The sequence below is a fragment of the Paenibacillus sp. BAC0078 genome, from assembly GCF_054483875.1.
In genome coordinates this window covers 84,906-97,630 of sequence record NZ_JBTLRW010000015.1, presented here as the reverse complement: position 1 = coordinate 97,630, position 12,725 = coordinate 84,906, and the positions used below count along the sequence as shown (strand labels likewise).

General features: G+C 52.1%; 10 protein-coding genes. 5 read left to right on the top strand and 5 right to left on the bottom strand.

The window, feature by feature from the left end; all coding sequences use genetic code 11:
* The first annotated feature begins 178 nt into the window (after nucleotides 1-178).
* Nucleotides 179-1,264, top strand: coding sequence for a M23 family metallopeptidase (locus ACX1DY_RS23265; RefSeq protein WP_458966575.1), 1,086 nt, complete (start codon nucleotides 179-181; stop codon nucleotides 1,262-1,264).
* 12 nt (nucleotides 1,265-1,276) lie between these two features.
* On the opposite strand, the gene ACX1DY_RS23260 is transcribed toward ACX1DY_RS23265, so the two are convergent.
* From ACX1DY_RS23260 to ACX1DY_RS23240, 5 genes are all read right to left on the bottom strand, one after another.
* Nucleotides 1,277-2,977 (bottom strand): alpha amylase N-terminal ig-like domain-containing protein, encoded by a 1,701-nt coding sequence (locus ACX1DY_RS23260; protein ID WP_458966574.1) that lies wholly within the window; start codon nucleotides 2,975-2,977, stop codon nucleotides 1,277-1,279.
* A 209-nt stretch (nucleotides 2,978-3,186) separates the two neighbouring features.
* Nucleotides 3,187-3,858 (bottom strand): alpha/beta hydrolase, encoded by a 672-nt coding sequence (locus ACX1DY_RS23255; RefSeq protein ID WP_458966573.1) that lies wholly within the window; start codon nucleotides 3,856-3,858, stop codon nucleotides 3,187-3,189.
* A 116-nt stretch (nucleotides 3,859-3,974) separates the two neighbouring features.
* Nucleotides 3,975-5,120 (bottom strand): sporulation protein YunB, encoded by a 1,146-nt coding sequence (yunB, locus tag ACX1DY_RS23250; RefSeq protein ID WP_458966572.1) that lies wholly within the window; start codon nucleotides 5,118-5,120, stop codon nucleotides 3,975-3,977.
* 156 nt (nucleotides 5,121-5,276) lie between these two features.
* Nucleotides 5,277-5,897, bottom strand: a complete 621-nt coding sequence (locus tag ACX1DY_RS23245) for a TVP38/TMEM64 family protein (protein WP_458966571.1) — start codon at nucleotides 5,895-5,897, stop codon at nucleotides 5,277-5,279.
* A 775-nt stretch (nucleotides 5,898-6,672) separates the two neighbouring features.
* On the bottom strand, nucleotides 6,673-7,683 hold the full coding sequence (locus ACX1DY_RS23240; RefSeq protein WP_458966570.1) for a beta-ketoacyl-ACP synthase 3: 1,011 nt from the start codon (nucleotides 7,681-7,683) through the stop codon (nucleotides 6,673-6,675).
* 258 nt (nucleotides 7,684-7,941) lie between these two features.
* On the opposite strand from ACX1DY_RS23240, the gene ACX1DY_RS23235 reads away from it, so the two are divergent.
* The 4 genes from ACX1DY_RS23235 (at nucleotide 7,942) to ACX1DY_RS23220 (ending at nucleotide 12,713) form a co-directional block, all read left to right on the top strand.
* Nucleotides 7,942-9,582 carry a helix-turn-helix domain-containing protein gene (locus ACX1DY_RS23235; RefSeq protein ID WP_458966569.1) on the top strand — a complete coding sequence of 547 codons (1,641 nt, stop codon included), beginning with the start codon at nucleotides 7,942-7,944 and terminating at the stop codon, nucleotides 9,580-9,582.
* Nucleotides 9,583-9,748: 166 nt separating this feature from the next.
* On the top strand, nucleotides 9,749-10,693 hold the full coding sequence (locus ACX1DY_RS23230; RefSeq protein ID WP_458966568.1) for an iron-hydroxamate ABC transporter substrate-binding protein: 945 nt from the start codon (nucleotides 9,749-9,751) through the stop codon (nucleotides 10,691-10,693).
* A gap of 5 nt (nucleotides 10,694-10,698) precedes the next feature.
* Entirely contained in the window at nucleotides 10,699-11,709 is a 1,011-nt protein-coding gene (locus tag ACX1DY_RS23225) for a FecCD family ABC transporter permease (protein ID WP_458966567.1), read from the top strand.
* Nucleotides 11,706-12,713, top strand: coding sequence for a FecCD family ABC transporter permease (locus ACX1DY_RS23220; RefSeq protein ID WP_458966566.1), 1,008 nt, complete (start codon nucleotides 11,706-11,708; stop codon nucleotides 12,711-12,713). Before ACX1DY_RS23225 ends, ACX1DY_RS23220 begins: the two co-directional genes overlap by 4 nt.
* Nucleotides 12,714-12,725: the final 12 nt, after the last annotated feature.

Here is a 12,725-nt window from a genome sequence, read left to right as displayed (position 1 = left end):
TTACCTTTTTGCTTCAATCTAAAAGAAAAGCACCCTATCCGGGTGCCGTTCGATGACAAGTAGAAACGGCTACGCCGTCCTCTGGCAGAGGCGGCATCCGTTTCAGCGAGAAATAGAAGGATGATTTATAGCGTGAAACATATAAATCCTTATATTTGGACAAATGGAGGTTGTTATCATGCTTACCCTGTTCAAGAACTGCACCAAGCGGAGAACGCTGCTCTGTCTGTCTGCCGCTTCCCTGCTGCTCAGCGGAAATCAATTTGCCGCGGCAAGTGCCGCTGGGCATGACTACCAGCTGCCCACAGCCGCATCCAGCGAAGGTGCAGTCCACAGCAAGGAGAACAGCGCCGCCGCCCGCAAGGAGCTCTACGAGCAAATGAGCGCGGCCACAGGGATTTCCTGGTTCAGATTCGCCGCCATCGACCAATACGAGCGGACGATGATCAAGAAGAAAAGCAGTGATGAGGTTCAAGATCACCCGCGCCTTACCGGAATCAATATACCGGCACCGGTATGGTCCGGTCCGCTTAATCCGGATCAGGAGGACCGGTCACCGAAATCAATCAGTTTTTTTGGAGGTTTTGGCCGTGACGGCTCAGGAGATGGGATAGCCGATCCTGAAAATGACGCCGACGTGCTCTATAGCATGGCGAACCATCTGCTGAAGTACGGGGATTCCCCCAGCGACTTCAGCATCGGTGTCTGGGAATATTACCATAACGGCCGCGCCGCACAGCGGGTTGCGCAATTCTCCAAGCTGTATGAGCATTTCGGGCGGCTTGACTTGTCGGGCAGCGCTTTTCCCCTGCCGGTCGGAACAACCTACTCCTACAACAGCACCTGGGGGACCGGCAGAAGCTGGGGCGGAGCGCGCATCCATGAAGGGACAGATCTGTTCACCCCGTATGGCATGACCGTACGCAGCACCTGCTTCGGCATAGTCGAGACCAAGGGCTGGAACCGTTTTGGCGGCTGGAGAATCGGCATTCGCGATATCGAGAACCGCTACCACTATTACGCCCACTTGGCCGGATATGAAAAATCCATCTCCCGGGGAGATATTGTAGTGCCGGGACAGACAATAGGCTGGGTAGGCAGCTCAGGCTACGGAAAACCCGGGACACAGGGCAAATTCCCTCCGCATCTGCATTACGGGATCTACCGCGACCGGGGAATCACAGAATGGGCCTTTGATCCTTATCCGCTGCTGAAGCAATGGGAGAACCAGGAGTTCAGAGCATTGAAAAAACACAAAAAATAACGGCGCCAGTTACTATTGCAGCATTAGACAGCCAAAGGGCGCTACTTCCACCAGGACACGGTTCCCGCTGCCGATGGTCACTCCGGTCAGCAGGTCGGTCAGCACATCAGTGTCTAAGCGGAAGGGACTTAGCTCCAGTTGATAGCTGTTTGGAGAATTATTGATGATCAGTCCCATTTTGTCCTGCCCGCTGCTGCGAACATATCCCAGGACATTGCGGGCTTCATCCGTAAACCAAGGACGGAAAGAGCCTTGCCGCAGCACCTCATGTTCCTTTCTCAGCGCTATCAGCTTGGTGTACCAGCCATGCAGTGCGGTATTCTGTTCTTCCTCCTGCCACAGCATCGGCTTACGGCAATGCGGGTCGGTCGCCCCCTCCATGCCGACTTCATCCCCATAGTAAATCATAGGCATGCCGATATAGGTCATCTGGAAAAATACAGCCAGGCGCATCCGCTGCAGCGCCGTGTTCTCCCGGTCCCAGCCGCGTCCGCCCTGCTTGCAGGCCGTCAGAAAACGCAGTGTATCATGGCTGCCGAGCAACTGGAACATGGCGCTATTGGCCTGATCGTTGCACAGTGCTTCCAGATGAAGCAACTGTTCACTAAAACGCACCGGGCCGATGGATTCCTCCGCAAAAAATTCCAGCACCGCATCGCGCAGGATATAATTCATCCCGCCGTCGAACTGGTCGCCCCGAAGCCACGGTCCTGAGTCATGCATGACCTCGCCGATCAGCAGCAGCTCAGGAAATTCTGCCTTCAGCTCCCGGCGGAACCGCGTCCAAAATATCGGAGACACCTCGTTGGCCACATCCAGACGCCAGCCGTCGATTCCCGCCTCACGAACCCAATGCTTGGCTACACCCATCATATAATCGGCCACTTCGGGGTTCTCCATGTTCAGCTTGGGCATATGCGCCTCTGCTTTGGCAAAGGTCTCATAATTCGGTGAGGGGGATTGCGTTACCGGGAATGAGCGGATAAAGAACCAATCCTTATATTTCGAAGCCTCCCCTTTCTCCAATACATCCTTGAAGGCAAAAAAGGTATCGCCAGCATGGTTGAACACGGCATCCAGCAGCACCCTGATCCCATGACGGTGTGCCTGGTCCACCAGAGCCTTCAAGCCCTCAGTATCGCCAAAGGCGGGATCAACCTGATAGTAATCCGAAGTGTTATATTTATGCTCAGAAGGGGACTCGAAGATAGGCGTCATATACATAACGGTAACGCCCAACTGCTGCAGATAGGGAATTTTGTCGAAAATCCCTTTCAGAGTTCCCCCGTTGTAGCTGCTGGGATATATCTGATAGACAACCGCATCCGACGTCCAGGAAGGCAGCTTAAGCGCCTCCGGGTGATGCAAATAAGCATATTGAAAAGACCCGGCACGCTCCCTGCTCTCCGCAGTTCCCCGCTCCCCGTACCACAAATACTCACCGGCGGAATTCTGCACATGGAACATATATCTGCATTTGCCCGTTTCCGTATAGAGGATTGCCTCATAAATCTCATAAGCGCCGGCAGAGCCTACCCGCTCCATCAGCAGCGGAATTTCACAGCCTGGTGAATCGTAACGGTCAGAATGAATCACAGTACAGGTCAGCTGCTGGCCATTTTGCACAAATAGCCGCAGCTTCAAAGCACCGGGACCCACCGGAAAAGCAAAGGGATCTTCAGCGGTATGATACAAAAACCAGCGGGTTGGCATATTTTACATATCTCCTTTTATTGTAGGATGATGCTGTTTTCACAAAATAAAATCGTTTATCGCATCTAGGGAAACCGGTTTCCTAACTAGAAAGTATCATACCCGATTGTGCGTTGTCAATGAACAAGAACGCTTCCTTGGCATGCTAAAAAGCCTCCTCCGCGCGTTCGTGAAGGGGGCTTGGCTATAACTGATATGTAGAGGTGGCATCAATCGTCGGAGCTTTGAATGAACCACAATATCTCATTCATCACATATTCGCTGTCATCGCAATAGCAGAGCATGTGTCCACTGTTCTCCACGAGCAGCAATTGCTTGCGGCTGGAGGGTATAGTCTGTTGCAGGAAAGCAGCGCTTTTGGGCTTCACCAGGTGATCTCTTTTGCCCTGTACTATCATCGTCGGTGTCTTGATCTGCGGATAGATTTCAAAACTCTCGCGGACCAAACGCAGAAATTCTCTGGTAGCCTTTCCGGGAGTGGAGCCGAATTTGCTCAGATAATTTCTAATCATCACCGGGCTGACGAGTGTCCGTAGAATCTCTACCGGGTTGAGTGGAAACACCGGAGCAGACAGCAGCGTGAGCGTCTTAATCCGGTCCCGGTACTGTACCGAAAGCCCCGAAGCAATAAGTGCTCCGGTGGAGAAGCCTATCAGATGCACCTTCCCGCCCCCATCATGGCGTAGTAGCTCCTGCAGCTCGTCCTCAGCACTTTGCCGCCAATCATTTCTATCCGATTGAAGCAGATCATGCCGGCTGCCTCCGTGTCCTTTTAGTGTAAATGTTCTGACATGGTAATTATGCCCTTCCATAAATTGTGACAACGGAGAGATTTCATATTCGCCCCCGGTAAAACCATGTATAAATAAACAACTGTCCATATACACCCTCTTCTCGCCGTAAATGATGTACGTCCTGGCGATATGGTTATCCGCCCTCATTTCATCCATATTATGAAAAAATAAACCTTGGCAGTCAAGCCGCCAAGGTTTGTATCTTATTCTCCTTGCTGCCCGGGGTCCGCCCCGGCATTGCCGGCGTTTGAGGACGGTTCATTAACCGTTCCACTGCCCGGTGTACTGTTATTGCCGCCTCCTTCGTCAACCGTAGCGTCTTTTTCCGTCTCCCCACTCTTCTCCTCGCTTGCAGGCGGGGCCGGAATGGCAATTCCCGGAGCGCTGCTGCCGTTTGTGCCCACAGGCTGGCCCTGATTGTCGTAGTAATACATCGGCACATCACCTACAACCATCAGATAGGAGACGGGAATTTCCGTATCAACCACCTGAGGTTTCATGTCGAACGGAATAACAACCGCCACCTCAGTGACGATGTGAATGTAGACCTCGACGAGAATCATGTTAATTCCCGCATCCTTCTGGCGGGTGTTCAGCTCCACCTTGACTGCGCCCTGCGGCTCAACCTTGATCGGCACATCCGGGCCATAGGAAGCAATGAGTGAACTGCCGAGCGCTTGACCGAGGGGGATATGCTCCGTCTGATTGCGGAGCTGCTGCAGCGTGGACTGGATAACCTCCGCCGCCTGCGAGGTAATGCGCATATGCTCCTTATAGTTGAGCATGAAGCCTGATATTTTGCCGTTTTTATCCGTCTTCCAGTCAATCAGCGCTTCGGCGTTTCCACTGTCGGCTACTTGGGAATTGATCGCCTTGTTGATCGCTTCCGTAGCGATTTGCTTCACACGGATTTGCGCCAGATGAAGTATCGGCGGCTTCAAATGCTGCTCCACGTAACGCAGCCCCTGCAATACGGCCAGAATGAACAGAAGGCTGAAGATGATCCAGAATCTGCCTCGTCTTCGCGGCTTCTGCCCCCGTACTACAGGAATGTTGGCTGCTTCTTTCCGCACGCTTCTTCCGAACGGCCTGAATGGCATTCTGCCTCTTGGGACCCCATACTGTGCTCCCTGATCGGACGGGCGGATGCCCGCTTTTGCCGGTTTCGCCTTGAATGCCGGACTGCGCCCCGCCAGCCTGGGAATGCTGTCTCTTGACGGCCGCGCCTTGAACGCCGGACTGCGTCCCGCTGCTCTTGGAATGCCGTCCCAGCTCAGCTTTGGCAGCCGCAAGCGGCCCAGGTTCGGCACCCTTGCTCTTCGGCTCCCCCATTTTCTGATTCTGCCCATGCCCTTCGCCCCTCCCGAGATTCCCGGAGGTCAAGCCGCCTCCACTTACTATAGGCTATTCGGGCAAAACACAAAATAACCCCAAAAATGGGCTATAGCGAGCAGTAAAAAAGAAGAACACTCCCCGGGTGAGCCCTTGGAAACGTTCTTCTCAACTTATCCTTTTGATTCCAGCCTGCTCCGCTTATCCTCCTGCAGATGCCCCCAGTGGCGGCGGATGAAGATTCCGATCAGAATCACAATAAAAACTCCATACCACGTTAAGTAGCCGTCCCATTCCTCCCGCGGGACGATAAGGGTTGAGCTGATCGTTCCGAACAGCCAGATGTACGAAAGATTGCCAAGCACCGTTCCCCAGATAAAAGCCGAAGCCTTGATCGGTGAAACGGCCGACATGAAATTAATAATATTGCTGGGAATGATCGGCACCGTGCGCAGCAGCACCAGCGTCCAGATCCCGTATCGGTCCAGGTAACGCTGCCACTTGTCATAGCGCTTCAGCTTGGAGCGCCATTTGCGGTCGAACCAGTCAAAGAGGTAGCGCCGGAAGAGGAAGTACATCAGCACCGCACCCAGATTGCTGGCCAGCCAGCTAATCAGCATACCGCCAATTACATCAAATACGGACACATGCAGAACAATCAATGCCGCTAAAGGGAAAAATCCGAACAGGCTTTGCAGCAGCGCCAAAGGAACGGTGACGAACAAAATATACGGCCCGCTGAGCCCAAGCGTCTGCAGCAGCCAATCAATCCAGGTGTTTATAGTCTCTGTCATGGAGCAGCCTCCTTTCTGGATTCCTTGAAGCAGAGCTGAATTTCTTTCTCTTCAAGAAAAACACCCCTTACGGGGTGTTTATTGAACGAGTCTGCTGTATATAACCATGCGTATGAAAAGAACATTTCATTAGAGTACAAAAGTGTACAAGTTACAGAATTGTAGCCTTTGGTTTTCTACATCATAGCACACAACATCAGCCGCTGCAAAAACTCAACGTTCATACAGAACTCTTATTTTTGCTGGAAATGCTCCCCGTATTCATCTTAATGCCTCATTATCTCGCAAGGTCGCATTTTTCCTTATGCTTCAGCATATTCCCCAGTATTATTCTCTCTGCTCTACTGCACCAACAGTGGGCTAATTGCACTTTGTACAATAAAAACCGCTAATAATCGGCCATCCAGCCATTCTACTGCACTTTGTGCAATTAAAATAAGCCCAGCATCCGAAAAAAGCGGAATGTTCGAAATTCTACTGCACAAAGTGCAGTTAAAACAAATTTCACCCGAAAAATGAGCGATTCTACTGTACAAAGTACAATTAAACGGATTAGCGCGCATCAAGCTTGGCTCTGAGTGCTGAACTGTCACTTAACAACACTAAGCTTACTCCGGGGGCACAACTGTTGCTGTGAACGTCCGACAAATAAGAGTAACTATTGAGCGCCACTTCCCCCTCGGCTCTCTTCAGCGACCTAGTAAGCAGCAGCAAACTCTCTCTTACAATACTTACAATACAAATTGCTCAAGAACCTTCATTACTATCCATCCCCTCATAGAGAAGCAGGAGGCGACACCACGGGGTCCAGCGCCAGCTTCACCAGCAGACCGGCATGCGTGAGTCCGGCGCCGAAGCCATACAGCAGAACCTGCTGGCCGTTCACCACCTTGCCTTCACGGATACCCAGGTCCAGGGCAAGCGGAATGCTTGCGGCCGAGGTGTTGCCGAAGTACTCAAGGCTGTATAAAGCCTGCTCAAACGGATAATTCATCCGTTCACAGATCGGCTCGATCATCCGCAGATTGGCGCTGTGCGGAATGAACCAATCTACCTGCTCCATGCTGGCGCCCGCGTTATTCAGCACCTGCTGCACACCCTGAGGCACGGTTCGTACCGCCCAGCGGAAAACCTCGCGGCCATTTTGCACCAGCTTGCCGGTATCTATAAGATCAACCTCATTTACCTTGTGCGACAGGTTTGTGCGGTACACATGATGCGCCCCGCTGCCATCGCTGCCCATATGGAACCCGGTGAAGCTGTCCTGCTGCGCGTCACTCTCCACCAGCGCCGCCCCCGCTCCGTCGCCAAAAAGGATGCAGGTGCTCCGGTCGGTATAGTCCGTGATTTTGGACAGGGCATCCGCGCCAAGCACCAGCACTTTGCGGTGCAGCCCGGAAGCAACATAGGCATGTGCCGTATGCAGTGCATAGACGAATCCGGCGCAGGCAGCGCTCATATCTATGACTCCGGTCGTAGACGGAACGCCCAGACGGTTCTGCAGGATAGCCGCAACTGAAGGAAAAGAAAAATCAGGCGTGCTTGTAGCGACGAGAATCATATCGACATCCTGTACGCTTTTGCCATAACGTTTCATCAGATCCAGCACGGCGGCTGCACATAGATCACTGGTATATTCATCTTCGCGGCTGATTCTGCGTTCACGGATTCCAGTCCGCTGGACAATCCACTCATTATCGGTATCCACCATCTGCTCCAGGTCGTGGTTCGTAAGTCTCCGGGCCGGAACATAAGCACCGATTGCTGTTATTTTGGCACCTTTCAAGAGTATCACCCCATAATTTAGTATCTGATATTAGTACTTGGTACTAAGTATAACCTCCGGCCCTCTATTTTGCAAAAAAATCAAGAAACAGCTTGGCCGCCTTTTATAGCACACATACTTCATATCCCCAAAAAAAGAAGCTCTATATCATGCATTCCCCAGTCCGGGTAAATATATTACGCAGAAGGGCGGCAAACGTTATAATTAGAACACTGAACATGAAGAAGTACGTATCTTTACAGGATTGGAGGTTTTGTCTTGAATAACTTGATCCCGGAATGGGCTGAATCCCATTTTCCTTTATATACCGCTGATAGTATTCAGTCGATCTATGGAACCTCAAATCTGCCGAGAGTCCAGATACACGAGAATAGTGCCGTACTGCTTGCCCTTGCTGCCGGCAGCGGCAGCCTGGAACTCAATAATCATACTTATGAGCTTACGGAAGGAAGCGTGGTCCTTCTTCCCGCGAATACTCCCGCTTGTGTAACTACAGTTCTCCAGCAGCCGTTTCATGCCTATAAGCTCACTATTGGTGTTCAAGAACAGACATTGCCTGCCCATGCGATGCTGCGGGAAAGCGAAATTGCCTCAGCTAAGCTGCTGCTGCTCTCCCATGAGCTGGCTATTTTATCCCATATGAAGGAGTTGTACCTCCATCGCCTGCCGGATCATGAAAAACGCCATGTGCAGAATCAGATCCTGTTCCATCAGATTATTCTGCAGGTGCTGGAGCAGCAGGAAGCCAGATACGCTGTCACGGAACAGCCATCCATGGAGCGCAGCATCACCTACCTGGAGAATCATTTTAGCGGAAAAATAACACGCGAGCACCTGGCTGCGATGGCGGGTGTAAGCCTCTCCCATTATTCGACACTTTTCAAGCAGCTTACGGGCTTCTCTCCCAATGAATATTTGTCCCGGCTGCGAATCCATCATGCAATGGGACAATTGCTTAACGGCTCAGGCACGCTCAGAGATATTGCGCTAAAGGTAGGCTATAAGGATGAATTCTATCTCAGCCGACGCTTCAAGCAGCAGACGGGCGCATCTCCGTCGGGCTACAGCCGTACAGTCTTCCAGCGGGTAGCGGTCATGCTCACTCCGTATGCCAGCCATTTGCTGTTGCTTGGACTGGAACCAGCGGTCACGATTTCAGAGAGCAGTGAATATTTGAACCTTGCCGACCAGGAGCCACCGCAGGCGATGAAGTTCATTAGTACAAGCAGCTCCGTTGAACAGATGAAATCAGTATTGCTTGAAGCGAACGTTGAATTGATTATTGCAGCCGAGCAGCATATGAAGGAATTCGGAATAAACTCCGCGCAACTGTGGGGTATAGCGCCTATTGTGGAAATTCCGTGGATGGAGCTGGGCTGGAAGGATCACCTGCGGCTAATCGCCAAGGCGGTTCAGCGGAATGAACGGGCGGAGCAGTGGCTGGCTGAGTTTGAGCAAGAAGAGCTGGAAGCCCGCGCATTGGTGCAGCACAGCGAAGTGACTAAGGATATCGTGACCATTCTCGTCATCAAACCGGACGGGCTGCTCATTTACGGAGCCAGAAACGCCGGCTATGTGATCTACCAATCGCTTGGGCTGAGAGCGCCAGCCGTGATTGAGGCGGAGATAGAGAAGCTGGGCGATCAGTTCCATTCGATTCACGTTGACGTATCAGAGCTTGCAGATTTTGCGGGTGACCGCTTCCTGATCATTGTATTTCCCGATGCCAAAGGCTCTACTGCGCACTCGGAAGCGGTCTTTAACTCCCCCTATTGGAGCCAGCTTCCAGCCGTACAGCAGAAGAAAATCCATATGCTTGATCTGGATGAGTGGGTTCCTTATAATCCGGCTTCGATTCGTTTGCAATTGGCCCGCGCTGTGGCTTTGTTTGAAGCCTAATAATAATCCAAGTCTTTTCCCTAACAAAAAGGCATGGTTCGCCGCAGGAGTGATCCCTATAATGATTACAAATGCGAATGATTCTCATAATCAATCACGAAATGAGCTGATGATTTGAATTGTTCACTGGAACACTGCCATTCGAAAAAGGGGAGAGAGTCATTTTATGAAAAAGATATTTATTCCGCTGGTACTTACTTTGGGAATCGCACTCAGCGCCTGCGGTGGAAATGGAGCCAAAGATGAAAGTACTGCAAGCAGCTCGCCTGCGGCAGCATCCTCTGAGCCGGAGAGCGGCACCTTCACTTATGAATCCGAAAATGGACCGGTCGAGGTTCCGAAGAACCCGCAGCGTGTCGTTGTGCTTACAAGATTTTTAACCGGTAATGTTATGGCGCTGGGTGTGCCTGTAGTGGGTGTAGACGAAATGTCCAAAACCAATCCGCGCTTTGAAGAGAAGCTCAAAGATGTTGAAGCCGTCAGTGATGAAAGCGTGGAGAAGATCATTGAGCTGCAGCCGGATCTGATTATCGGGCAATCCGATATCAAGAACATTGATAAATTCAAGCAAATCGCACCAACCATTACTTATACCTACAATAAAGTCGATTATTTGACCCAGCAGCTTGAAGTCGGGAAATTGTTGAATAAAGAGAAGGAAGCCCAGGCTTGGGTCGATGAGTTCAAGGTCCGCACCCAAAAAGCCGGAGAAGAAATCAGAGCAAAAATAGGCGAGAATGCTACCATCTCAGTCATTGAGACTTTCAATAAGCAACTGTATGTATACGGATATAACTTTGGCCGCGGCACAGAGCTTCTCTATGGAGATTTCAAGCTTGGCATGCCCGAAAAAGTGAAGGAAGGCACAAAAAAGGACGGTTATGTTGCCCTCTCGACGGAAGTTCTCAAGGATTATATGGGCGATTATATTATTTTCAGCAAAAATGCGGATGAGGATAATTCCTTCCAGAATACAGAAATCTACAAGAGCATTCCTGCCGTCAAAAACAATCGCGTCTTCGAGGCTGATGCCAAGGCATTTTACTTCAACGATCCGCTCAGTCTGGAGTACCAGCTTGAATTCTTCGAGAAAAGCTTCCTTGGCAAGTAATACGTATGATGAACACGAAAAAAGCTTCCTTCTCCTACTTGTACAAGCTGCTCGGTAGCATGCTGGCGATGGTCCTGTTCTTCCTGGCCGCGATGATTTTCGGCGCCAAGGAAACCACGCTGCATGACCTGTGGCTGGCCATAAGTTCAGGCTCTTCGGCAGACAACGTGCTCATTCTGCGTGAGATCCGGCTGCCGCGCGAGCTGGCCGCAGCTCTGATCGGCGCAGCCTTTGCCGTGTCCGGCGCCATTATGCAGGGGGTTACGCGCAATCCCCTGGCTGATCCGGGCCTGCTGGGCCTGACCTCCGGCGCCAATATGGCGCTGGCGCTTACGTTTGTATTTCTGCCGGGGCTGAACTATTTCGGAATCATGATCGCGTGCTTCTTCGGTGCCGCCCTGGGGGCGGCTCTGGTTCTCGCTCTTGGTTACATGCGCCAAGGCGGACTTTCACCTATCCGCATCGTCCTCGCCGGCGCAGCCGTGTCCGCATTTTTATATGCCATCGCTAGCAGCGTCACCATTGCCTTCAAAATATCCAAGGATGTGTCCATGTGGACGGCCGGCGGATTGATTGGCACGACCTGGGGGCAGCTTCAAGCCATCGCGCCGGTCATTCTTCTCGGAATCGTGGCGGCGCTGGCTTTTTCGGGCCAATTGACCATTCTGAGCCTAAGCGATGAGGTAGCTATCGGCCTGGGTCAAAGGCTGGTATTCGTCAAAGCAACGCTGTTCATTCTCATCATCCTTTTGACTGGAGCCTCGGTTGCCCTGATTGGGGACATGGCTTTTGTGGGGCTAATGATCCCGCATATTGTCCGCAGAATCGTCGGCACCGACTACCGGTATATCCTGCCGGTCTCGATATTCACCGGTGCGGCCTTCATGCTGCTTGCAGATACAATCGGACGTACGATCAACGCTCCTTATGAGACACCAACAGCCGCCGTCGTGGCGATGCTGGGGCTGCCTTTCTTCCTGTTCGTTGTGCGTAAAGGAGGCAAAACCCTCTCATGATGTCTTCATCCTCCGTTCGTAAACAACGTCTGATCCTGCTGATCTGTACCGGGCTGATTGTACTGACGGCTACTTTCGGCATGGGGCTTGGGTACTCTTCCTTATCCTTTGACCGGCTGCTCCCCGTATTGTTCGGCCACGGAACCTTCAAGGAGGATTTTGTGCTGTTCTCTGTGCGATTGCCGCGAATCCTGATTACGCTGCTCTCGGGGATGGCTCTGGCATTATCCGGTTCGATTCTGCAAAGCGTTACCCGCAACGACCTGGCGGACCCGGGCATCATTGGCATTAATTCCGGCGCAGGCGTGGCTGTCGCTGTTTTTTTCCTGTACTTCCCGGCCAGCGCCGGAGCATTTATTTATGCGCTGCCTCTGGCCGCTTTTGCAGGTGCGCTGCTTACGGCAGCATGCATCTATCTGTTCTCGTACAGCCGGACCAAAGGGCTTGATCCTATTCGGCTGGTGCTGGTCGGGGTCGGCTTCTCCCTGGCGCTGTCGGGTGTTATGATCGTGGTTATTTCTTCCGCTGAGCGCGCCAAGGTTGATTTTATCGCAAAATGGATTGCCGGCAATATTTGGGGAACGGATTGGCCTTTCATCTGGGCGCTGCTGCCCTGGCTGCTCCTGCTCATTCCCTTCACGCTGTTCAAAACAAGACAGCTCAATCTGCTCAGTCTGAGCGAAGAAACAGCCATTGGCGTCGGTCTGAATCTGGAGCGTGAACGTATCCTTCTGATCCTGGCCGCTGTCGCCTCTGCCGCAGCCGCAGTATCCGTCACAGGAGGAATCGCCTTCATCGGGCTGATGGCCCCGCACATTGCCAAAAGGCTGGTAGGGCCCCGCAATCAGATGTTCATTCCCGTTGCTGTATTGCTCGGCGGCTGGCTGCTGCTGATCGCGGATACCGCTGGACGCAACCTTGCCGATCCTGACGGTATCCCTGCGGGCATTATGGTATCGCTTATCGGCGTGCCTTATTTCGCCTATTTGCTGCTTAAGAAGTAACTTGGGACGTGA